Source organism: Streptomyces sp. NPDC006393 (assembly GCF_040628575.1).
Lineage (GTDB): Bacteria > Actinomycetota > Actinomycetes > Streptomycetales > Streptomycetaceae > Streptomyces.
The window spans coordinates 72015-93970 of the sequence record NZ_JBEXZD010000018.1 but is presented as its reverse complement, the minus strand read 5'-3'; the positions used below and the strand labels follow the sequence as shown (position 1 = coordinate 93970).

The window sequence follows — 21956 nt, the reverse complement described above, 5'->3', positions numbered from 1 at the left end:
TGGATGTCCGCGATCACCGGAATCTGCGACTTGCGCGCGATGGTCGCCAGCGCGTCCGCGTCGTCCTGCGTCGGACAGGCCACCCGCACGATCTGGCACCCGGACGCGGTCAGCTCCGCGATCTGCTGCAGCGTGGCACCGACATCCGACGTACGCGTCGTCGTCATCGACTGCACCGACACCGGAGCGTCCCCGCCCACCGCCACGGATCCGACCTGGATCCGCCGGCTCTTGCGGCGCTCGGCGAGCTTGGTCGGAACGGACGGCATGCCGAGAGAAATCGCAGTCATCTGCTGTGCAACCCCAAGTCGTGGATCAAGGTCCGGCCCCGTTCAGCGGCGGGCTCCAGGCTTCGAGATTACGGCACGCGACCTTGGCCCAGCACATCCCCCACCCGTGAAACCACTCGTTGGAAGGTGACCGGGCCGGGGCCCGCCCGGCCGCCTTCCAACGGCTGGCGGCTAGGAGATTTTGACCGGGTTAACGACGTCGGCGATCAGGACGAGGATGGTGAAGCAGATGAAGACGCTCGCCACCACGTAGGCGACCGGCATCAGCTTCGCCACGTCGAACGGGCCGGGGTCCGGGCGGCGCAGCACCCGGGCGAGGTGGCGGCGCAGCGACTCCCACAGGGCGCCCGCGATGTGCCCGCCGTCCAGCGGGAGCAGCGGGAGCATGTTGAACAGGAACAGGGAGAGGTTGAAGCCGGCGACCAGCATCAGGGCCATGGCCAGCTGCTGGGTGGGCGGGATGTCCAGGGTGAAGATCTCACCGCCGACGCGGGCCGCGCCGACCACGCCCATCGGGGAGTCGGGCTGGCGCGGGGCGCCGTCGAAGGCCGCGTCCCACAGGGCGGGGATCTTGCCGGGCAGGCTCGCGATGGAGTCGACGGCCTCGCCGACGCGGTCGCCCATCCATGTCACGGACTGGCCGAGGTCCTGGCGGACGACGCCGGTGGCGGCGCTGAAGCCGAGGAAGCCGGCGGTGACGTACTTGCCCTGGACGATCTGGCCGTGGGAATCCTTCTCGGCGACCTGGTTGGTGGCGATCTTCGCGTGCAGGGTGACGTCCTGGCCGCCCCGCTGCACCACGATCGGCACCTGTTCGCCGGGGTGGGCGCGGATGAGGTCGGAGAGCCGGTTCCAGTCGTCGGTCTTCACACCGTCGAAGGAGACGATCCTGTCGCCGGCCTTCAGGCCCGCGGCGGCGGCCGGTGAGAGCGGGTCGGACTTCGTGCAGTTGTCGCGGTTCTCGCTCTGCGCGATGACGCACTGGGAGACCGAGCTGACGGTGGTCGTCTGCTGGGAGATGCCGAAGCCCATCAGAACGGTGAGGAACAGCGCGACCGCCAGGATCAGGTTCATGAAGGGGCCCGCGAACATCACGATGACCCGCTTCCACGGGGCGCGCGTGTAGAACAGGCGCTTCTCGTCACCCGGCCCCAGTTCCTCGAAGGCGGCCGAGCGGGCGTCCTCGATCATGCCGCGCCAGGGCGAGGTGGAGCGTGCGGTGATCCGGCCGTCGTCGCCCGGCGGGAACATGCCGATCATGCGGATGTAGCCGCCGAACGGGATGGCCTTGATCCCGTACTCGGTCTCGCCCTTCTTCCGCGACCAGATGGTCGGGCCGAAGCCGACCATGTACTGCGGCACACGGATGCCGAAGAGCTTGGCGGTGGACAGATGCCCCAGCTCGTGCCACGCGATGGAGACCAGCAGGCCGATCACGAAGACGACTATGCCGAGGATCATCATCAGGGACGTCATGCACGCGCCTCCGCGGTCGCCGTCTGCGCTGTCAGTTCCCGGGCCCGGGCGCGCGCCCGGGCCTCCGCTTCGAGGACGTCCGGCACGGTCAGGGTAGTTCCCGTGCCGGGCGTGCCGTGCTCCTCGACCACTTGTGTCACGGTCTCCATGATCCCGTTGAAGGGCAGCGCGCCGCGCAGGAACGCGTCGACGCACTCCTCATTGGCCGCATTGAACACGGCCGGGGCGGTGCCCGCGAGCCGCCCCACGTGCCGGGCGAGGCCGACGGAGGGGAACGCCTCGTCGTCGAGGGGGAAGAACTCCCAGGTCGACGCGGTGCTCCAGTCGAAGGCGGGAGCGGCGTCGGGGATGCGTTCGGGCCAGCCGAGGCCGATGGCGATGGGCCCGCGCATGTCCGGGGGCGTCGCCTGGGCGAGGGTGGATCCGTCGGTGAACTCGACCATCGAGTGGACATACGACTGCGGGTGCACGACGACCTCAATGCGGTCGAAGGGAATGTCGTACAGCAGGTGTGCCTCGATCACCTCCAGGCCCTTGTTGACGAGGGTGGCGGAGTTGATCGTGATCACCGGTCCCATGGCCCAGGTGGGGTGGGCGAGGGCGTCCTCGACGGTGACGTCCGCGAGCTCGTCCTTGGTACGGCCGCGGAAGGGGCCGCCGGAGGCGGTGACGACGAGCTTGCGCACATCGGCCCTGGTGCCGGCGGCGAGTGCCTGGAAGAGGGCGGCGTGCTCGGAGTCGACCGGGATGATCTGCCCGGGCTTGGCGAGCGCCTTGACCAGCGGGCCGCCGACGATGAGCGACTCCTTGTTGGCGAGCGCGAGGGTGCGGCCCGCCTCCAGGGCGGCGAGGGTCGGGGCGAGGCCGATGGAGCCGGTGATGCCGTTGAGGACGGTGTGGCAGTCGGAGGCCGCGGCCTGCGTCGCCGCGTCGGGCCCGGCGAGGATCTCCGGAAGCGGTTCCCCGCTCCCGTACTCGGCGGCGAGCGCCTCGCGCAGCGCGGGTACGACGTCCTCACGGGCGACGGCGACCGTCCGGACCCGGAGCCGGTGCGCCTGCTCGGCGAGGAGGCCGACCCGTCCGCCGTTGGCGGAGAGCGCGGTGACCCTGAAGCGGTCCGGGTTGCGCAGCACCAGGTCGATGGCCTGGGTGCCGACGGACCCGGTGGACCCGAGGACCACCACGTCCTTCGGCCCGTCCCCGGCGACGGGATCGAACACGAGATGCGGATCGGCGAGAGGGGCTGGACTGTCGCTCATCCCCCCATTGTGGCGGCAAGGACCGGTGGGCAGGACAGGGAGTGCCCTTCCCGGAGGTGAGTCGTGTCCCGGAAGGTGGTCATCGGGCCCGAGCGCCGGGACATGACGAAGAGGGCTTCGCGTGTACGGAGGTGCTGCGTACGGAGGTGCTGCGATCGCCAGGATCCTGATCGGCATCGACGGCCAGCCGCCGGCGGACGCGGTGCGGCTCACCGCGAAGGGCCTGCGCCGCTCGGCGGGCGCGGTGGACCTGCTGGTCGCCGCGACCGCCGAGCCGAAGGGTCTCACCGTCCTGCACTACGGCAAGGACTTCGGGACCGTCGCGTCGGTCACCGGTCGGCCCGCCCGGTGGCCGGCGCCGCCGGGCAGCCTCTGACCGTCCTCGACGTCACCGGATCGGCCGGTGCACGTTCTCCCTCTCCGACGGGCCCGGTTCCGCCTCCGCGATCCACGGGCCGTCGTCCGAGGGGTCGACGATGCCCTGTTCCAGCCACTCGTAGGCGCCGCCGAGGACGCCCTTGACGACCTTGCGGTCGAGGTCGTCGGTGTTGGTCCACAGGCGGTCGAAGAGCTCGTCCACGCGGATGCGGGACTGGCGGCAGAAGGCGTCGGCGAGCTGGTAGGCCTCGCGGCCGTGCTCGCCTCGGGTGCGCAGGAGCTCGGCGCGGACGCAGGCCGCGCTCATCGCGAACAGTTCGGCGCCGATGTCGACGACGCGGCCGAGGAAGCCCTGCTTGGTCTCCATCCGGCCCTGCCAGCGGGACATGGCGTAGAAGGTGGAGCGGGCGAGCTTGCGGGCGTGACGTTCGACGTAACGCAGGTGCGGGGAGAGGTCGATGTGGCCCGCCGGGTGGAACTCTGCGTACGAGCGGGGGAGTTGGCCGGGTCCGGCGACCAGTTTGGGCAGCCACCTGGCGTAGAAGACGCCCGCGTTCGCGCCCGCCCTCGCCTTGTCCTGGAGGGACTTGTCGGGGTCGATGAGGTCGCCGGCGACGGAGAGGTGGGCGTCGACGGCCTCGCGGGCGATCAGCAGGTGCATGATCTCGGTGGAGCCCTCGAAGATGCGGTTGATGCGCAGGTCGCGCAGCATCTGCTCGGCGGGCACGGCGCGTTCGCCGCGGGCGGCGAGGGACGCGGCCGTCTCGAAACCGCGGCCGCCGCGGATCTGGACCAGCTCGTCGGCCATCCGCCAGGCCATCTCGGAGCCGTAGAGCTTGGCGAGGGCGGCCTCGATGCGGATGTCGTTGCGGTTCTCGTCGGCCATCTGGGAGGACAGTTCGAGGACGGCCTCCAGGGCGAAGGTGGTCGCCGCGATGAAGGAGATCTTCGAGCCGACCGCCTCGTGCAGCGCGACCGGCTTGCCCCACTGCTCGCGGACCGCCGACCACTCGCGGGCGATCTTCAGGCACCACTTGCCGGCGCCGGCGCACATCGCGGGCAGGGAGAGCCGGCCGGTGTTGAGCGTGGTCAGGGCGATCTTCAGGCCCTGCCCCTCCTCGCCGATGCGGTTGGCCGCCGGGACGCGGACCCGGTGGAAGCGGGTGACGCCGTTCTCGATGCCGCGCAGGCCCATGAAGGCGTTGCGGTTCTCGACGGTGATGCCCTCGGAGGCCGCCTCCACGACGAAGGCGGTGATGCCGCCCCTGTGCCCGTCGGACTTCGGCACGCGCGCCATGACGACGAGCAGGTCGGCCACCACGCCGTTGGTGGTCCACAGCTTGACGCCGTCCAGCACGTAGTCGTCCCCGTCGGGGACCGCCGCGGTCGCCAGGCGGGCCGGGTCGGAACCGACGTCCGGCTCGGTCAGCAGGAAGGCCGAGATGTCGGTGCGCGCGCAGCGCGGCAGGAAGGTTTCCTTCTGCTCGGGGGTGCCGAAGAGCTTCAGCGGCTGCGGTACGCCGATCGACTGATGCGCGGAGAGCAGGGCGCCGATCGCGGGGCTGGCGGAGCCGACCAGGGCGAGGGCCTTGTTGTAGTAGCCCTGGGTCAGGCCGAGGCCGCCGTACTTGGTGTCGATCTTCATGCCGAGGGCGCCGAGCTCCTTGAGCCCGGTGACGACCTCGTCGGGGATCCGCGCGTCGCGTTCGATGCGGGCCGGGTCGATCTTCGTCTCGCAGAAGTCGCGCAGCTTGGCCAGGAACTCCTCGCCGCGCTGGACGTCGTCGTCGGCCGGGAGCGGGTGGGGATGGATGAGGTCGAGCCGGAAGCGGCCGAGGAAGAGCTCCTTGGCGAAGCTGGGCTTGCGCCAGTCCTGCTCCCGGGCCGCCTCCGCCACCTGACGCGCCTCGCGCTCGGTGACGGTGGGCTTGTTGGTCATTGGTGCGGACATGAGGCTCACCTCGCCGCGTATAGGGATCTTGGGGGCGGTACGTTACCGACCGGTGCTACTGGAACGTATGTACCCGATACCGGGCGGACCCACCACCCCTGGGGAGGGACACTCACGGTCCGTCGTTCGCACACGGTCTGTTTCGATGGGGTTTCCGCCAGCATCGGATGAGGGTGATGTGAACGCCAGTTGTGAACTTCTTCACCGGATTCCTATGAATTTCTCGAAAAGCTCAGCCGACGACCACAGTTGTGTCATAGGGTCCACGATCACTTGGGTACATCCGTTCGGTGGGGACCGAGGGAGACGGATGGACCCGTGACGACGGCGTATGGCTGGGGGGCGCATGCGAGAAGTCGGCGTGTCGGAGTCCACCTCCGAGTCCACCGGGGAGTCGGTGACGGAGATATCCACGGACGCGACGGCGACGGCCGGAACGGCGGCAACAGCGACAGGCACGGTGGGGGGAGCAGTCACAGCAGGCTCGGCGGGCACAGGTGAGGCCACGAGGACCGCGGGCGCCGTGGGGACGGCGGACGCGGCGGCGCGGGGCTCCGACCTGCCGGGGCCGCCGGGACCAGCCAAAACGATTCCGCGGGCCGCGCAGCGCGCGACGCCCGCATCGGAGGCCACGGCGCCCGGCGCGTCCCGGCCCGCCGGGCCCGGATTCGGCCGCCTGGCGAGACCCGCTCCGGGCCGGCTCAGACCGCAGGTCCGAACGGGTGACGGGAAGGCCCGCTGGTACCGGCCGCTCGCGGTGCTCGCCGACACCTGCGGCATCGGTGTCCCGCTGACCGCGGCCCTGGCCGCGGACGGCCAGGACGTGCCCGCGCTCGGCGGGCTGATCGGAGCGGGCGCCTGGACCGCCATTCGGGCGACCCGGCGCCGGTACGCCGCCCAGCGCCTCGGCGAGTCCTGGGGCGTGCTGGCCGCCGTACGGGACTGGGTGCTGCTGGCCGGCTTCCTGGCGCTGGCGCTGATCCTCGCCGGCGTGGACGACGGCCCCCGGCCGACCCTGGCGCTCGCCGCCCTCACCCCCGGTCTGGCCCTGGCCGCGGCCGTCGCGCTGACGACGAAACTGCACCTGAACCGGCAGCGGCGCCAGGCGCGCGCGGTGCGCCGGGCGCTGGTGGTGGGCGAGCCGGCCGCCGTGGACCAGGTCGTCTCCCGCCTCGCCTCCCGCACGGACCACGCCTACGTGGTCGTCGGGGTGGTCCCGGTCGGCTCCCGGGCCGTGCAGTGCGGCATGCCCGTCGCCCAGCGGCTGCCGGACACCGGCAGCGACCGCGCGGGCGACGCGGACACCGTCCTGCGGGCCGTGGCGGACCTCGGGGCTGACGCCGCCCTGGTGGTGCCGGGGCTGCGGATGACCGGCGAACGGCTGCGGCACGTGGCCTGGGCGCTGCACGGCGCCGGGCTCCAGCTCGCCGTGGTGCCCGGACTCGCCGAGGTCGCCGAGGCCCGGGTACGTCCCACCACGGCGGCCGGGCTGACCGTGCTGCAAGTGGCACCGCCCGCTCAGCAGTTCGGACAGCCGCTGCTGAAGTCGCTGCTGGACCGGCTGGGCGCGGCCCTCGGGCTGGTGGTGCTGGCCCCGCTGTTCGCGGCGCTGGCGGTGGCCGTGCGCTGCACCTCGCCGGGTCCGTCCTTCCACCGGCAGATCCGCTGCGGGCTGGACGGCCGGCCGTTCACCATGTGGAAGTTCCGCACCATGGTCGTCGACGCGGAGGCCCGCCGGGACGAACTCACCCGCTCGGGCGCCAACCAGCACGACGGCCACATGTTCAAGATGCGGCGCGACCCGCGGGTCACCCCGCTCGGCTCCGTGCTGCGCCGGCTGTCCCTGGACGAGCTGCCGCAGCTGCTCAACGTCCTCCGCGGTGACATGTCCCTGATAGGGCCGCGGCCGCCGCTGCCCGACGAGGTGGCCCGCTACTCGCGCACCGAGCTGCGGCGCCTCGCCGTCAAGCCGGGCATGACCGGGCTGTGGCAGGTCAGCGGGCGCTCGGACCTGTCCTGGGACGAGACGGTGTCGCTGGACCTGTGGTACGTGGACAACTGGTCGGTCGCCACCGATGTGGAGATCATGACCCGGACCCTGCGCGCGGTCGTCGACGGCCGCGGGGCGTACTGAGGGGGCCGCGATGGCTGCCACCCGCCCCGGGCGCCCGGCCGTGCGCCGGGCGCCGGAGCCGAGGGACCGCTCAGCCGGTTCGCTGCTGGGTCAGCCACCACTCGTACGTCGCCGCGATCCCGTCCCGCAGGGCCACGGCGGGCTTGAAGCCGAGCGCGGTGAGCCGGGAGACGTCCAGGAGCTTGCGCGGGGTCCCGTCGGGCTTGCTCGTGTCCCAGACGACGGACCCCTCATACCCCGTCACCTCGCGCACCACTTCGGCGAGTTCACTGATCGGCAGGTCCTCGCCGCAGCCGATGTTGACCGGGCCGTCGCCGTCGTAGCGCTCCAGGAGCAGGGCGCATGCCGCCGCCACGTCGTCGACGTGCAGGAACTCCCGGCGCGGGGTGCCGGTGCCCCACAGCACGACCTCCGGCGCGCCGCTGACGCGGGCCTCGTGGAAGCGGCGGACGAGCGCGGGCAGCACGTGCGAGGTGGCCAGGTCGAAGTTGTCGCCCGGGCCGTAGAGGTTGGTCGGCATGGCGCTGATGTACGCGGCGCCGTACTGGCGGCGGTAGGACTGCACCTGCGTGATGCCGGCGATCTTGGCGATGGCGTAGGCCTCGTTGGTCGGCTCCAGCGGGCCGGTGAGCAGCGACTCCTCCCGGATGGGCTGCTCGGCGTGCTTGGGGTAGATGCAGGACGAGCCGAGGAACAACAGCCGCGGGACGCGGGCGGTGTGCGCGCCGGCGATGACGCTCAGCTGGATCCGCAGGTTGTCCTCCAGGAACTGCACCGGGTAGGTGCTGTTGGCCATGATCCCGCCGACCTTGGCGGCGGCCAGCACGACGGCGTCCGGGCGGGCGTCGCGCAGGAAGGCCTCGGTCCGCGCGGCGTCGCGCAGGTCGAGCTGGTCCCGGGAGCGGGTGAGCACCTCGTGTCCGTCGGCCGTCAGCCGCCGGACCACCGCGGACCCGACCAGGCCCCGGTGGCCCGCGACGAACACGCGGGCCCCGCGCGGGAGCAGCGAGGGCGAGGACGCGCCCGGGGCCGCGGGCGAGGGCGAGTGCGCCGGCGAGGGCGCCGTGGGCTGGTGCGAAGCGTCGGCTGTCATGCGCGGATTGTGCCAGCGCCGGACGGCCGCGGGGGGCATTCCTCGACAGATCAGTGCAATTCACATGAAAACGTGACCGGTTGGTCGCGTCGGAGGGGGTTTTGAATGGGCAAGTCGGCACTCATCACCGGGGTGACCGGGCAGGACGGCTCCTACCTGGCGGAGCTGCTGCTGGCCAAGGGCTACACCGTGCACGGCCTGATCCGCCGGTCGTCGACGTTCAACACCGAGCGGATCGACCACATCTACCAGGGCCCGGACCGGCCGGAGCGGACGTTCGTGCTGCACCACGCCGATCTGTCGGACGGGGTGGCGCTGGTGAACCTGCTGCGGGACCTCAGGCCCGACGAGGTGTACAACCTGGGTGCCCAGTCCCATGTGCGGGTCTCCTTCGACGCGCCGCTCTACACGGGCGACGTGACCGGGCTGAGCACCGTCCGGCTCCTGGAGGCGGTGCGGGCCAGCGGCGTGGAGACCCGGCTGTACCAGGCGTCGTCCTCGGAGATGTTCGGCGCGACCCCGCCCCCGCAGAACGAGAAGACCCCGTTCCACCCCCGCAGCCCCTACGGCTGCGCCAAGGTCTTCGGCTACTGGGCGACGGTCAACTACCGCGAGGCGTACGACATGTTCGCGGTCAACGGCATCCTCTTCAACCACGAGTCGCCGCGCCGGGGCGAGACCTTCGTGACCCGGAAGATCACACGTGCGGTCGCCCGGATCAAGGCGGGCCTCCAGGACCGCCTCTACCTCGGCAACCTGGACGCGGTGCGCGACTGGGGGTACGCGCCCGAGTACGTCGAGGCGATGTGGCGGATGCTCCAGCGGGACGTGCCCGACGACTACGTGGTGGCCACGGGCGAGGCCGCGACCGTACGGCAGTTCCTGGAGGTCGCGTTCTCGCACGCCGGCCTGGACTGGACCGAGTTCGTCCGCTACGACCCCAAGTACGAGCGCCCCAGCGAGGTCGACGCCCTCATCGGGGACGCCTCCAAGGCCGAGGAACTGCTCGGCTGGAAGCCCTCGGTGAAGGTGCGGGAGCTCGCCCGGATCATGGTGGACGCCGATGTGGCCCGGCTGGAGGCCGAACTGGCCGGCACCGCCGTACGCGTGGACCGGTGAACCGCCGGCACGCCACCCCTTGAGCCCTCTCCCACCGCCGGGCGGCCCGGTCCCCCCCTCCCCCGGGCCGCCCGGCCCTTCGTACCCGTCCCGGCTCCCCACCCCGCGAGGACGCCGCCCACAGCACAGGTACACCCGCTCGCACCGCTAGGAGAAACCATGCACGGCAGTTCCACACGCCCCGGACGGCCGGGGCGCCGGCCAGGACGCCGCAAGACGCTCACCGCGCTCGGCCTGGCCTGTGCCACTCCCCTGCTCTGCCTGCCGCTCGCCACGGGCGAGGCCGGGGCGCTCACCCCGCCGGTCGCCCTGACCGCCGACAAGCTGCCGACATGGCAGGCCAACGGCGTGGTGTGGGCCCTCGCCCAGGCCGACGGCGTGGTGTTCGCCGGCGGCACCTTCTCGGCGATCCGGCCCGCGGGAACCGCCGTGGGGGGCAGCGGCGAACGCTCCGCGGTGAACTTCGCGGCGTTCGACGCGGCGACCGGCGCGCCCACCGACTGCCGGTTGTCGTTCACGGTGGGCAGCGGCACCGCGACCGTACGCGCGCTCGCGGTGTCGCCGGACGGCAAGACCCTGTACGTGGGCGGGTACTTCGGCGCGGTCAACGGGGTCGGCGCGAGCAGTCTGGCCGCCATCGACATCGCCACCTGCACACCCCGCACCGACTTCCGCCCGACCGTCCCGGCCACCGTGCGCGCCCTGGCCGTGACCGACGGCACGGTCTACTTCGGCGGCGACTTCACCAGCGTCAACGGCACCGCCCGGCAGCGGTTCGCCGCCGTGGACACCTCCGGGAAGCTGACCTCCTGGACCGCGAACGCGGACGCGCCCGGACGGGCCGTGGAGGTGACCGCGGACGGCGGCCACGTCGCGATCGGCGGCGACTTCTTCACCGTCAACGGCAGCGACTCGCACGCCCTGGCCGTCACCGACGCCACCACCGGCGCGGTGACCCACACCTACCCGCGCGGCTTCTTCTCGGACACCTCCGTCGTCAAGGACATCACCGCCGACGCGACGGGCGTCTACACCGCCAACGAGGGCACCAGCGGGTTCGACGGGCGGACGGCCTTCGACCCCACCACCTTCGATCAGCGCTGGCGCGACACGTGCTACGGCGCCACCCAGGCGCTCCAGCTGTACAAGGGCCTGGTCTACAGCGCCTCGCACGCCCACGACTGCTCCTCGATGGGCGGGTTCCCGGACGGCCAGCGGCGCCATCTGCTGGCGGAGGGCATCAACGACCCGCACTTCGTGGGCTGGGCGCCGGACACCAACGACGGCATCGGCGAGGGCATCGGCCCGCGGGTGTTCGCCCTCGCGCCCAAGGGCGGCACGGACTACCTGTGGGTGGGCGGCGAGTTCACCACCGTCAACGGCACCGCCCAGCAGTCGCTGACCCGGTTCTCCTCCGGCCCGGACACCGGCGCGCCGACCGTGCCGCAGGTGCAGGTGGAGAGCACCGAGCCGGGCAAGGTCGCCGTGCACTGGCGCTCCAGCTACGACACCGACGACAGCAGCCTGACCTACAGCGTCTACAAGGACAACGGCACCACCCCGGTGCACCAGGTGACCGCGAGCTCGCTGCCCTGGTCCCGGCCCCAGCTGACCTGGACGGACACGGACGTGGCACCGGGCGAGACGCACTCGTACCGGATCACCGCCTCGGACGGCCCCAACACCTCCGCCAAGTCGGCCGACCAGTCGGTGCGGGTGGCCTCGGCGGCCGACGCGTACGCGGCGACGGTGCGCGGTGACGGCGCCTCGCTGTACTGGCGTTTCAACGAGGCCTCCGGCGCGTACGCGGCCGACAGCTCCAGCGGCGACGACAGCGGGGTGCACTGGAACGCGCCGGCGCAGGCCGTCGTGGGCGGGGCGGCGGGCTCGGACCGGTCGATCGCGTACACCGGCTCGCAGAGCGAGTGGACGTACACGGACCAGCCGCACAGCGCGCCGTCGGCCTTCTCGCTGGAGCTGTGGTTCAAGACCACCAGCACCACCGGCGGCAAGCTGATCGGCTTCGGCAACAAGGTGCAGCTGGTGTCCAGCCAGTACGACAAGCACGTCTACATGACCGACAGCGGGCGGCTGGTCTTCGGCGTGCGCGCGGACACGACGCGGACGATCACCACCGTCCACTCCTACAACGACGGAAAGTGGCATCACTTGGTCGCCACCGAGGGCTCCAACGGCATGAAGCTGTACGTCGACGGAAGCCTGCGCGCCTCCAACCCCCTGGTCACCGGCAACCAGTCGTTCACCGGCTACTGGCGCGTCGGCGGGGACAACCTGGACTCCTGGCCGAACAAGCCGACGAGCCGGTTCTACACCGGGCAGCTCGACGAGGTGGCCGTCTACGGCAAGGCGCTGACGGCGAGCCAGGTCCTGGCGCACTACACGGCGGGGGCGGGCGGCTGATGAAGAGGGTCTCGCTGGTCGCGCTCGCCCTGCTGGCGCCGCTGCTGCTGGCCGGCTGCGGCAGCTCGGGCAAGGACGGGCGCCACACCGGGGCAGGCGGGAGCGCGACGCCGCGCCCGGCCGCCCCGGCCGCCCCCGCACCGGCCGGGGACGACCCCTCCGCCGCGCCGGCCTCCGGCACGCCCTCGGCGGGCAGCGGCAGGACGGCGGGCGGCACCGCCCAGGGTCCGCGCGACACCGTTCCCGACGCGGAACTCACCCCGGCCACCGGGTCGTTCACCAAGAAGGAGAAGAAGTACCTGTCGGGCCGGGTGCCCAAGGGCATGGACCCGGCGGCGATCCTCCAGGCCGGGCAGGACGTCTGCGACCGGCTCGCGTACACCGCGAAGATCGACCGGGACGCGGCCGTGGGCGCGGTCATCGCGGGTGACATCAAGGGGGCCGACGCCGCCGTCAATGGCCTGTGCCCCGATCTCAAGCCGCTGCTCGCGGCGACGAAGGGCGGCTACGCGGACGGCACGCACGCCGCTCCGGCGCCCGGCACCTACCGTGCGCTGACCAAGTCGAAGGACTGCTCCTGGTCGCTGGACGGCGCCTCGGGCCGGCAGCACACGGTCACCGTGCGGAAGGGCACGAAGACGTTCACGTCCACCGGGTGCTACGCCTGGGCCCGTACCTGACGCCACCGGGCCGTGGGGCCGCCGGAGCGCGGCCCCGCGGCCCTTCCGGCTCCATGGCCCTTCCGGCTCCACGGCCCTTCCGGCTCCACGGCCCGGCGGCGGCTCAGCGCAGGGACTGGTACAGGGTGTGGAGCCGGTCGGCGACCGCGTCCAGGGAGAAGGACGTGCGGGACAGTTCCCAGGCGGCCTTCGACGCCCGCTCGCCGGTGTCGGCGTCCAGCAGGTCCAGGATCTGCCCGGCCAGGTGCCGCGGGTCCGGGCAGACGCGGCCCGCGCCGGTGCGGGCGAGGTCGTCGGCGAGCCCGTTGGTCGGGGTCACCACCGACGGCACCCCCACCGACAGCGCCTCCAGCACCGACATCGGGAACGGCTCGTCCACCGACGGCAGTACGTGCACATGGGCGCGGCGCAGCTCGTCCAGGACGGCGCCCGGAGCCAGGGTGCCCAGGTAGTCGACGGAGGCGGCCACGCCCAGTTCCTCGGCCCGTTTCAGCGCCGTGCCCAGCTCGCCCTCGTCGGCCCCGGCGAGCACGAAGCGGGCGTCGGGGTGGCGGCGCAGCACCTCGGGGGCGGCGGCGACGAAGTCGGCGGGGCGCTTGCGGGCCTGCATGCGGGCCAGGTAGAGCAGCCGGGGCGGTCCGGGCGGGCGCGGGCGGCGGTCCTGCGCGGGGACGCCGTTGACCAGCCGTACGCCGTTGCCGGGGTCCGGGCCGCCGAGGACGGCGTCCAGCGCCTTGCGTTCGTAGGAGGTCAGGTGCAGCACGGCCGAGGCACGGCGCAGCACCCGGCGCACGGCGAGCAGGTCGAGCAGCTTGGCGAGCGCCTTGTCGCTGGGGTCGACCATGCCGTGGGTCTGCACCACCAGCGGGCGCCCGGCACTGAGCGCGGCCAGCGCGAGGGGCAGGGTCACCAGGTCGCGGGCGAGGTGGACGTGGACCACGTCGGCGTCGCGCACCAGACGGCGCGCACCGGCCAGCAGCGCGGGCGAGGTGATCCCGCTGAAGCCGGCGCCGGGCAGCACCCGGCGGGCCGGGTAGAGGCGGGCGGGGCGGCCGTCGACGTCGGTGGGCAGCGGCCCGTCGAAGCCGGAGCCGAGGGCGACGATCCTGCTGTCGACGCCGCGGGCGGCGAGCCCGGTGGTGAGGTTCACGGCGACCCGGACGGGGCCGCCGAAGGACTGGGTGGGGGTGTGCAGGGTGACGGCGTGCAGGGCTCTCACCGGGTGCGCTCCTTCACGGCCTTCATCGCCTTCGCGGCCGGGTGCGGTGCGGGTTCCTCGAGCGCGCGGGTGCCGCCGGCCGTGTGCAGGGTCAGCTCCGGCAGGTCCCGGGCGAGGACCGTGCCCGCGGAGACCACCGCGTGCCGCCCGACGGTCACCCCGGCCAGCACGGTGGCCCGTGCGGCGATCCAGGCGCCGTCCTCCACCCGGATCGGCGCGTTGCGGTAGCGGAAGTCGGTGGTGCGGTGGTCGTGGCTGCCGGTGCACAGCAGCGCCTCCTGGGAGACGCACACATGGGAGCCGATGGTGACCGGCTCCAGGTTCAGCAGCCAGGCGCCCTCGCCGATCCACGTGTGGTCGCCGACGGTCAGCTTCCACGGCCACAGCACCCGGACCCGGTGCCGGATCAGCACCCCTTCGCCGATCCTCGCGCCGAAGGCCCGCAGCAGCGCCACACGCAGCCGGGCCGGGCAGAACCACGCCATGAAGAGCGTGTTCATCACGCAGAACCAGAGCGCCTGCGTGACGATCCCGCGCCCCTTGTCGTATCCGGACAGTGTGAACGTTCGTAGATCGCGCACGTGTTCCCCCTCTGTGAGCCACCCTAGGGATTTCCACCGTCACTCGCACACAAATCCGTAGACTCTGTGAACGAAAAGCGACAGGGGGGTTCATGGCGGCGGGAATTCACACGACGCGTGCGGCTCGTGCGCCGCGCGCGGTCGAGGCGCCCGCCGGCGCGCGGGTGCTGCCCGGCGCCCTGCGACGGGTGCTGGCGCTGCCGCTGGTGCTGGGCCTGACCGTGCTGCTGCCCGCGTTCGTCACGCTGCGCCAGGGCGCGGGGCTGCGCGACCAGGCGTACTGGCTGCAACTGGTCCTCACGGTGTACGCGGGCGCGCGGCTGTCCACGATGATCCTGGGCCGGCACCGCAAGCTGCTCCAGGGCACGTTCTGGCTGTTCGTCTACATGGCGATGGGCATCGCGCCGCTCGCGCAGGCCGTCATGGGCACCTACCCGGTGCCGGTGGCGGGCTCCCGCAGCGACCTGGCGCTGGCGGTCGGGCTGGTGCTGGCGGCGTGCGCGGCCTTCGACGCCGGTGCGCTGCTGGTGCGGCCCGGGGTGCGGCCGACGGCTCGTACCGTGTTCCGGCCCGCGATGGTCGCCCGGCGGCGCCTGGCGCTGCTGGTGGGGCTGGCGTTCGCGGGCAGCGCGCTGTTCGTGCTCAAGCTCGGCGGGCTCGGCGTGTTCTTCTCCAGCCGGATGGAGATCACCCAGTCGATCGACGACAGCGGGCTGGGCGACGGCGGCTCGCAGGCCGGTACGGCGATGCTGCGCGGCTTCGGCACGGTCCCGGCGCTGCTGGCGCTGATGGTGGTGACCCGCTGGCTGATCACCTCGCCCAGGGCGCGCAGGCGCCCGCTGCCGTGGCTGACGCTGGCCGCGCTGGCGGCCGTGAACCTGGTCGTCAACAACCCGATCTCCAACCCGCGTTACTGGTTCCTGACCGTGCTGCTCGCGCTGCTGTTCACGGTGTTCCCGCAGAGCCCCACCATGTACCGCACGGCGCTGACGCTGGGCGTCGCCGCGGCCGTGCTGATCTTCCCCTTCGCGGACAAGTTCCGCTACGACAGCGCGAACACGCCCGCCGCCCGGCAGAACTCCTCGGTCCTGGACCCGCTGGTGGAGAAGGACTACGACCAGATGGCGATGTTCGCCAACACCATCACCTACGTCGACGCGGGCAACGGCCACACCTACGGCCGCCAGCTGACCGGTTCGGTGCTGTTCTTCGTGCCGCGCTCGGTGTGGACGTCCAAGCCCAAGGACACCGGGGTGATGGTGAGCGAGTGGATGGCGGCGGCCAACACCAACCGCTCCTCCCCGCTGTGGACCGAACTGTGGCTGGACTTCGGCTCGGTGGGGATGGTCGCCGGGTTCGGGCTGATCGGCTGGGTGGCGGCCCGGGTGGACCGGCGCTACGCGCACAAGGTGGTGCGGGCCGGCCCGGCGAGCATCCTCACCCTGGCCGTCCCGCTCGTCGCCGGCTACTCGTTCATCCTGCTGCGGGGGCCGCTGCTCCAGGCCTCCGGGCGGATCGCGATCGGGGTGATGTGCCTGGCGCTGATCACGACACTGCGCCCGGAGCGGTGGCGGCAGCTGCGCTGACGGCCGCCTTGCTCTCGGGCCGGCGGGCGGCCTTCCACCAGGCCGCCGTGCCCTTGAGCACCGAGCCGAGGCACAGCCCCCAGGCCGCGCCGGCGACGCCCGCCCAGGCGTACCCGGCGAGCAGCAGCCCGGCCGAGACCGGCGAGAACATCAGTTGCACCGGCAGCGTGGTGCGCGGCGCGAGCACGCGCAGCGCGAGCAGCCCGCACACGCCGAACGCCATGGCCGCGTACTGGGCGCCGGTCGCCGGCAGCACCCTGGCCGCCGACTCCCAGGTGTCGCCGAGGAGCTGACGGCCGTAGCGGGTGGGCAGCGCGTACAGGACGGCCGCCCAGCCGGCCGCGACCGCGGCGAGCGCGCAGCCCGCGGCCAGCGCCGCGCGCCGCGGCGCGGGATGCCGGGTGAGCAGGGGCGGGCCGAAGCCGGTGGCCGCGTTGAAGGCCACGTTCAGCGGGCCGAACAGGGTGGTCGCGCCGCGCAGCGCGCCCACCGCGAGCGGGGTCGCGAACAGGCCGAGGGCGAGGACGGCGAGCTGGCTGGTGGCGTTGCCGACACCGAACTCCACCAGGAAGCGGCGGCCCAGGTGGCCGCGGGCGACATAGCGCCGCAGGTCGGTGCGCGCGCCGCGGACGTGCGGGCGCAGCAGGGCCAGGGCGAGCAGCAAGGCGGGCAGCGCGGACAGCCCCCACACCAGCGTCGTCCGGGCGGCGGAGGCGCCGTCCGGCTGCACGGCCAGCAGAGGCAGTGCGGCGCCGAGCCGCACCAGGTCGGTGAGCAGCGCCAGGTGGGGGGTGCGCAGCACGGAGAAGCAGTACCGCAGGGTGTCCTGGGTGAGGGTGATCGGCAGGACCAGGCCGAGCGCCCCGTACACGGCCGCGTCCGAGGAGGCCAGCGCGGCGCCGCCCGCGAGCAGCGCGCCCAGCACGGCGGAGGCGGTCGCGGTGAACGCGGCGGCGCCGCGGCAGGCGCGGCCGAGGGTCTCCGGCTCGCCCCGGTGCAGCACCAGTTCCTGGCCGACGTAGGCCCCGAACGCGCCCAGCAGCACGCTGAAGACGACGTAGGCGGTGGCGAACACGGCGAAGGTGGCGGCCTCGCTGTGCCGGGCGACCAGGACCAGGACGGCGATGTTGGTGAGCGCGCTGACCGCCTGGTCCAGGACGGAGCAGACGACGGCGGTGCGGGCTCTCACCGGCTGCCCGAGGACAGGGTGTTGAGGGGGACGGTCTCGTCGTGCAGCGGGGTCGAGGGCGCCGGGACGGTGGCGGCCTTCGGGGCCCGGCGGCGTTTCTTCCCCCGCCGGCGGTGCGCGCCGGGGTGCAGGACGGCGCCGAGGACCTGGCCGCCGGCCCCGTCGATGAGTTCGCGGATGCGCTCCAGCGCGGTGCGGGCGGTGGTGCGCGGGTCGCAGACCACGACCACTCCGTCCACGCGGTCGACGAGCGCGAGGGCGTCGGCGTAGGACAGGACGGGCGGGGCGAGGACCACGACCGTGCTGCCCGGGGCGTCCGCCTGGTCCAGGAGGCGGGTGGTGGCCGGGGAGGTGAGGGTGCGGGCCACGTGCGGCACGCGGGTGCCGGGGACGAGGTCGAAGGTGCCGGACTCGCCCGCGTCGACGGTGACGATCCGGCCGGCGGGCCACGGAGTGCCGTCCCCCGATCGGCCGGTGGCCCACGTGGCGCGTCCGCGGGACGCCTCGGGCAGCCGGCCGGCGAGGTTCGGGCGGCGCAGGTCGGCCTCGACGAGCAGCGCGGACATGCCGGTCTCGGCGAAGCAGGCGGTGAGGTTGACGGCGACGGCCCCGGCGGTGGTGCCCTCGCCGTTCGGCTCGACGACGAGCAGCCTGCGGCGGTCGGCGAAATGGCGGTCGTAGGCGAGGCGGAACGCCACCGAGCGGTACTGCTCGGCGAGGGCGTCGTCGTCGGCGAGCAGCGGCCCGTCGGGGGCCTTGGGCAGGACGCCGAGGACGGGGGCGCGCAGGGCGCGGGCCACGGTCTCGGCCGAGCGGGCGGACGGGTCGAAGATCATCCGCAGCCAGGCGCCGAGCAGGCCGACCGCCAGGCCGAGCACGCCGCCGAGCGCGATCAGCAGCGGGGTGCCGAGGCCCTCGGCCTTCTTCGGCGGCTCGGCGGTCACCGTGACGTAGCCCGCCGTGGTGTCCAGGGACTTCAGCTCGGTGATGTTGTTGGTGAGCTGGGTGATCTGGCCGAGCAGGTTGGCCTGCGCGGCCAGCACGGTGCTCTTCTCGGTGTCGCCCTGGAGCCGGTTGATCTCCTTGATCAGGTCGTCGCGCTGCTTGGCGAGCGGGTCGAGCTGGGCCTTGTAGCCCTGGACCATCTTGGCGACGGTGCCGGCGGTCTGCGTCTCGCGGTAGTCGAGGTAGGCCTGGGCGAACGCGTTGGCGCCCTCGGCGGCGGCCTTGGGCGTGCCGGCGACGTAGGAGAACTTCAGCACCAGCGTGTTGGGCGGGTTGGTGACCTGAAGGTGGCTCTGAAGTGCGCCCACCTCGGAGGCGCCGCGGCCGAGCTTCTGCGCGGCGCGGGCGGCCACCGTGTTGCCCGCGGCGGTCTGGCGTTCGCTGCCGATGTTGATCTGCTTGTCGGCGGAGACCCCGTTCGACACGTACGGGTTGACGGTGGCCGCGCGGACGAGCACCTCGCTGGAGGACTCGTACGTCGGCGCCGAGCCGAAGGCGAACCAGGAGCCGGCGAGCAGGCCGGCGAGCAGGCCCGAGCCCACCAGGACGCGGTGCCGCAGGACCTGCTGCACCTGGTCGCGCAGGAGTTCCGGTTCGTCCTGCTGCCCCCGTGCCTCTTCGTTCATGCGTGTGCCGCTCCTTCGTGGGCGGTGGTGCCCTGTTCCAGTGCCTCGGCGAGCAGGTCGTCCAGGCGGCCGAGTCCGGCCGCGCGGCTGAGCCGCTCGTCCACGTACGCGGGGCCGCGGGCCCCCAGCCGGTCGGCGGCCTCCGGGTCGGCCGCCAGGTCCTTCAGGGTCTTCAGCAGGGCCGCCGGGTCCTCCGGCGGGACGAGCACCCCGGCGCCCGAGCGGCGCACCTCGTCGGCGGTGCCGCCCTCGGCCGCCACCGAGGCGATCACGGGCCGTCCGGCGGCGAAGTAGGAGGTGAGCTTGGACGGCACGCTCATGTCGAGCACGGAGGCCCGCTGGGTGACCGCGAGAACGTCCGCGGCGGCGAGGACGTCGGGGAAGTCCGCCTCGGCGGCGGGCGCGAGGAAGCGCAGGTTCGGCAGGTCGCGGGCGCGCTCCTGGAGGGCGGCGCGCTGGTTGCCGTCACCCATCAGGACGACGTCGACGCCCGGATCGAGCCGGGCCGCCTCCACGAGCACCTCCAGGCCCTGCTTCAGCCCCATGTTCCCCGAGTGCAGGACGACCTGGCGGTCCTCGGGCCAGCCGAGCCGTGCCCGCGTCTCGGCGCGCGGGCACGAGGGGCGGGCGACATGGGACCAGTTGGGCACCAGCCGGATACGGGAAGGGTCGACGCCCATGGCCTCCACACGGGGCCGGAAGCTGTCGTGGATGACGCCGACGAGGGTGGCCCGGCCGAGCGCGTACCGCTCCGCGCGGGCGGCCACGGCGGCCGCCTTGTCGCCGCCGCTGATCCCGCTCTGCGCGGCCGCCGCGCCCATCAGGTCCTGCACGACGGGCACGAACGGCACCCGGTGGCGGCGGGCGATACGGGCCGCGGCCACCGCGCCCGCCAGGGACGGCATCTGGGCGACGACGGCGTGCGGGCGGGGCATGCGGGGCGGGGCGGCGAGCTGGTGGGCGAGCAATGAGGCCTCGAACAGCGCCCGGCGCAGGGCGGTCTGCCGGGCGGGCACGGTGTGCCGGCGCCGGTGCACGGTCACGCCGCCGCGCGACTCCGTGGTCCGCCAGACGCCCGCGTACTCGGGGTCGAGCCGCCAGGCGGGGTAGTGCGGCATGCCCGCCAGGACGTGCGTGTCGGCGCCGCGGGCCGCCCAGTGTTCGGCCAGCTGGGTGGCGTAGGGGCCGATGCCGGTGTGCTCGGGCGCGTAGTTGGTGGAGACCAGCAGCAGGCAGCGGCCGGTGAGCGCGGCCCTCTGGTCCTGCTTCTCGCCGGCCCGGCCGGAATCGAATCCGGTCAACACTGGTCCCCTTCCCCCCAAAAGTGATCCTGGCCCACCTTAACCGTTCACCGGATCTCCAGGGCGGCTTCACAGTAAGGTCGTTGGACCGTCAATCGTCTTTGACGGGTGGGTTCGACGGGTGGGCGTTCGCCACATTCGCACGGCGGCGCCGCGGCGGTCACTCGTGACGCGCACTCGTGACGTTCACCGTGGGGGGAGAACGCATGGTCCATCGTGTCGGTTATGCACCCGGCGTCTACGACCTGTTCCACATCGGCCATCTGAACATCCTGCGCCATGCCCGCAGCCAGTGCGACTATCTCGTCGCCGGCGTGGTGTCGGACGAGATGGCCGAGCTCGCCAAGGGGCGCAGGCCCGTGGTCCCGCTGCCGGAGCGGCTGGAGATCGTGCGCAGCGTCCGGCACGTGGACGCGGCGTTCGTGGAGACCGTGCCCGACAAGCTGGAGACGTGGAAGCAGGTCCGCTTCGACGTGATCTTCAAGGGCGACGACTGGCGGGGCACCGAGAAGGGGGAGAGGCTCGAGCGCGACTTCGCGGCCGTCGGCGTGGAGGTCGTGTACTTCCCGTACACCGTCCACACCTCCAGCACCCTGCTGACCAGGGCGCTGGACGCGCTGGTCACGCCGGGTTCCGGGGAAGCGCGGACAGCTCCCTGAACCACTTGGCGAGGAACGCCACGAGGAAGAGGGCGTGCACCGCGGCGAGGACGGCGTAGACCGCTCGGAACAGCCCGGGCGCGCCCAGCGTGAGGAACACCAGGCAGAACACCCCGTAGTCCACCGGCAGCAGGGCGACCGCCCGCAGCAGGGACGGCGGGGCCGCGGCCGACGCGCCACCGCCCGGGTTCCCGGCCGTCCCCGGGGCCGCCAGGGTGGCGGTGCCGGTCGCGCCCTGGGTCATGGCGCGGGCGGCGGCCTGGGCGGCGGCGCGCTTGAGCTGCTCGGTGAGCAGGCCCCCGCAGAAGGTGACCACGGCCGCCAGCTGGAAGCCGAGCGGAAGCAGCAGCCAGCCGTCGCCGGGGAGGTCGAAGAAGCGGTAGAAGGAGATCAGCACCGCCGTGTGCAGGGCGACCATCTTCACGCAGTCCACCACGTGGTCCAGCCACTCCCCCGCCGGTCCGCCCTTCCCGGTGAGCCGGGCGAGCTGCCCGTCGGCGGAGTCGAAGGCGAAGCCGACGACCAGCGCGGCGTACACCGCCAGGGCGAGCGGCCAGGAGGGGCGTACGAGGGCCACGGCGGCGATGCCCGCCAGGGTGAACACCGCGCTGACCAGCGTGACCTGGTTCGGGGTGAACCCCGCCCGGTACGCCCCCGCCGCGAGGTAGCGTCCCGCCGGCCGGTTCACGTACCGCGAGTACAGCGACACGCCCTTCGCCGACTTCTGCGCCCCGCGCAGCTCCCCCAGCACCGTCGTCCCCACGAGCCCCCCTCGCGTCCGCACTGCGGCACCGCCCCCGGCGCCCCGGTCAAGCGCCATGATGACATGCGGAACGTCCCGGTCAGAGGAGTTGCGCCGGGGATGGGCCAAGAGGACCGTCCATGTGTCACCCGCCGTGTCACCGGCCCCACCGTCCGGGACGGTGTCGAAGCGCTTCGACGACCTATGGACACCCACTCTCACTGAAGCTACTGTCGAACCACCCTCA

Annotated in this window: 17 protein-coding genes and 1 pseudogene; 7 read left to right on the top strand and 11 right to left on the bottom strand. The window is 72.9% G+C overall.

Annotation, left to right across the window (positions count from 1 at the left end; genetic code table 11):
- The 3 genes from ABZ484_RS11360 to dxr all read right to left on the bottom strand — a co-directional run.
- On the bottom strand, nt 1–290 hold a 290-nt coding region (locus tag ABZ484_RS11360), incomplete at its 3' end, for a flavodoxin-dependent (E)-4-hydroxy-3-methylbut-2-enyl-diphosphate synthase (protein ID WP_358865646.1).
- Nucleotides 291–461: 171 nt separating this feature from the next.
- Nucleotides 462–1754 (bottom strand): site-2 protease family protein, encoded by a 1293-nt coding sequence (locus tag ABZ484_RS11355; RefSeq protein ID WP_358865653.1) that lies wholly within the window; start codon nt 1752–1754, stop codon nt 462–464.
- A gap of 8 nt (nt 1755–1762) precedes the next feature.
- Nucleotides 1763–3025, bottom strand: coding sequence for a 1-deoxy-D-xylulose-5-phosphate reductoisomerase (gene dxr / locus ABZ484_RS11350; protein WP_358865645.1), 1263 nt, complete (start codon nt 3023–3025; stop codon nt 1763–1765).
- A 208-nt stretch (nt 3026–3233) separates the two neighbouring features.
- On the opposite strand from dxr, the pseudogene ABZ484_RS11345 reads away from it, so the two are divergent.
- Nucleotides 3234–3401, top strand: a pseudogene (locus tag ABZ484_RS11345) (VapC toxin family PIN domain ribonuclease); the annotation flags it as partial.
- A gap of 12 nt (nt 3402–3413) precedes the next feature.
- Here ABZ484_RS11345 and ABZ484_RS11340 read toward each other — a convergent pair.
- Nucleotides 3414–5354, bottom strand: coding sequence for an acyl-CoA dehydrogenase family protein (locus ABZ484_RS11340; protein WP_358865644.1), 1941 nt, complete (start codon nt 5352–5354; stop codon nt 3414–3416).
- A 523-nt stretch (nt 5355–5877) separates the two neighbouring features.
- Between ABZ484_RS11340 and ABZ484_RS11335 the strand changes: the two genes are divergently transcribed.
- On the top strand, nt 5878–7488 hold the full coding sequence (locus tag ABZ484_RS11335; protein WP_358865643.1) for a sugar transferase: 1611 nt from the start codon (nt 5878–5880) through the stop codon (nt 7486–7488).
- 70 nt (nt 7489–7558) lie between these two features.
- On the opposite strand, the gene ABZ484_RS11330 is transcribed toward ABZ484_RS11335, so the two are convergent.
- A complete protein-coding gene (locus ABZ484_RS11330) occupies nt 7559–8581 on the bottom strand; it encodes a GDP-L-fucose synthase (RefSeq protein WP_358865642.1) in 1023 nt (340 codons plus the stop codon).
- A gap of 105 nt (nt 8582–8686) precedes the next feature.
- Here ABZ484_RS11330 and gmd point away from each other — a divergent pair, with 105 nt between their 5' ends.
- The 3 genes from gmd (at nt 8687) to ABZ484_RS11315 (ending at nt 12801) form a co-directional block, all read left to right on the top strand.
- Nucleotides 8687–9700 (top strand): GDP-mannose 4,6-dehydratase, encoded by a 1014-nt coding sequence (gene gmd / locus ABZ484_RS11325; protein WP_358865641.1) that lies wholly within the window; start codon nt 8687–8689, stop codon nt 9698–9700.
- Between the two features lie 159 nt (nt 9701–9859).
- The gene (locus ABZ484_RS11320) at nt 9860–12121 is read left to right on the top strand and encodes a LamG domain-containing protein (protein WP_358865640.1); all 2262 of its coding nucleotides are present in this window, start codon (nt 9860–9862) and stop codon (nt 12119–12121) included.
- Nucleotides 12121–12801: a hypothetical protein gene (locus ABZ484_RS11315; RefSeq protein ID WP_358865639.1), complete on the top strand. Its 681-nt coding sequence runs from the start codon at nt 12121–12123 to the stop codon at nt 12799–12801. The genes ABZ484_RS11320 and ABZ484_RS11315 overlap by 1 nt, the downstream gene beginning before the upstream one ends.
- A gap of 103 nt (nt 12802–12904) precedes the next feature.
- On the opposite strand, the gene ABZ484_RS11310 is transcribed toward ABZ484_RS11315, so the two are convergent.
- Nucleotides 12905–14020 carry a glycosyltransferase gene (locus ABZ484_RS11310; protein ID WP_358865638.1) on the bottom strand — a complete coding sequence of 372 codons (1116 nt, stop codon included), beginning with the start codon at nt 14018–14020 and terminating at the stop codon, nt 12905–12907.
- On the bottom strand, nt 14017–14601 hold the full coding sequence (locus ABZ484_RS11305) for a WcaF family extracellular polysaccharide biosynthesis acetyltransferase (RefSeq protein WP_358865637.1): 585 nt from the start codon (nt 14599–14601) through the stop codon (nt 14017–14019). The genes ABZ484_RS11310 and ABZ484_RS11305 overlap by 4 nt, the downstream gene beginning before the upstream one ends.
- Before the next feature lie 92 nt (nt 14602–14693).
- Between ABZ484_RS11305 and ABZ484_RS11300 the strand changes: the two genes are divergently transcribed.
- Complete coding sequence (locus ABZ484_RS11300; protein WP_358865636.1) at nt 14694–16187, top strand: hypothetical protein; 1494 nt, start codon at nt 14694–14696, stop codon at nt 16185–16187.
- Here the strand turns inward: ABZ484_RS11300 and ABZ484_RS11295 are convergent.
- From ABZ484_RS11295 to ABZ484_RS11285, 3 genes are read right to left on the bottom strand one after another with little or no spacing between them, the layout of a single operon-like run.
- Nucleotides 16147–17376, bottom strand: coding sequence for a hypothetical protein (locus ABZ484_RS11295; RefSeq protein ID WP_358865635.1), 1230 nt, complete (start codon nt 17374–17376; stop codon nt 16147–16149). The two genes, ABZ484_RS11300 and ABZ484_RS11295, sit on opposite strands and share 41 nt — an antisense overlap.
- Nucleotides 17373–19007, bottom strand: a complete 1635-nt coding sequence (locus tag ABZ484_RS11290; protein ID WP_358865634.1) for a lipopolysaccharide biosynthesis protein — start codon at nt 19005–19007, stop codon at nt 17373–17375. Before ABZ484_RS11290 ends, ABZ484_RS11295 begins: the two co-directional genes overlap by 4 nt.
- A complete protein-coding gene (locus ABZ484_RS11285; RefSeq protein WP_358865652.1) occupies nt 19004–20233 on the bottom strand; it encodes a glycosyltransferase in 1230 nt (409 codons plus the stop codon). Before ABZ484_RS11285 ends, ABZ484_RS11290 begins: the two co-directional genes overlap by 4 nt.
- 281 nt (nt 20234–20514) lie before the next feature.
- Here ABZ484_RS11285 and ABZ484_RS11280 point away from each other — a divergent pair, with 281 nt between their 5' ends.
- The gene (locus ABZ484_RS11280; protein ID WP_358865633.1) at nt 20515–20967 is read left to right on the top strand and encodes an adenylyltransferase/cytidyltransferase family protein; all 453 of its coding nucleotides are present in this window, start codon (nt 20515–20517) and stop codon (nt 20965–20967) included.
- Here the strand turns inward: ABZ484_RS11280 and ABZ484_RS11275 are convergent.
- Nucleotides 20930–21730 carry a CDP-alcohol phosphatidyltransferase family protein gene (locus ABZ484_RS11275; protein ID WP_358865632.1) on the bottom strand — a complete coding sequence of 267 codons (801 nt, stop codon included), beginning with the start codon at nt 21728–21730 and terminating at the stop codon, nt 20930–20932. The two genes, ABZ484_RS11280 and ABZ484_RS11275, sit on opposite strands and share 38 nt — an antisense overlap.
- Nucleotides 21731–21956 lie beyond the last annotated feature (226 nt).

Coding starts and splice junctions, on each gene's coding strand:
- ABZ484_RS11280 (WP_358865633.1), top strand. CDS start 20,515: ATGGTCCATCGTGTCGGTTATGCACCCGGCGTCTACGACCTGTTCCAC.
- ABZ484_RS11300 (WP_358865636.1), top strand. CDS start 14,694: ATGGCGGCGGGAATTCACACGACGCGTGCGGCTCGTGCGCCGCGCGCG.
- ABZ484_RS11290 (WP_358865634.1), bottom strand. CDS start 19,007: ATGAACGAAGAGGCACGGGGGCAGCAGGACGAACCGGAACTCCTGCGC.
- ABZ484_RS11355 (WP_358865653.1), bottom strand. CDS start 1,754: ATGATGATCCTCGGCATAGTCGTCTTCGTGATCGGCCTGCTGGTCTCC.
- ABZ484_RS11320 (WP_358865640.1), top strand. CDS start 9,860: ATGCACGGCAGTTCCACACGCCCCGGACGGCCGGGGCGCCGGCCAGGA.
- ABZ484_RS11330 (WP_358865642.1), bottom strand. CDS start 8,581: ATGACAGCCGACGCTTCGCACCAGCCCACGGCGCCCTCGCCGGCGCAC.
- gmd (WP_358865641.1), top strand. CDS start 8,687: ATGGGCAAGTCGGCACTCATCACCGGGGTGACCGGGCAGGACGGCTCC.
- ABZ484_RS11340 (WP_358865644.1), bottom strand. CDS start 5,354: ATGTCCGCACCAATGACCAACAAGCCCACCGTCACCGAGCGCGAGGCG.
- dxr (WP_358865645.1), bottom strand. CDS start 3,025: ATGAGCGACAGTCCAGCCCCTCTCGCCGATCCGCATCTCGTGTTCGAT.
- ABZ484_RS11315 (WP_358865639.1), top strand. CDS start 12,121: ATGAAGAGGGTCTCGCTGGTCGCGCTCGCCCTGCTGGCGCCGCTGCTG.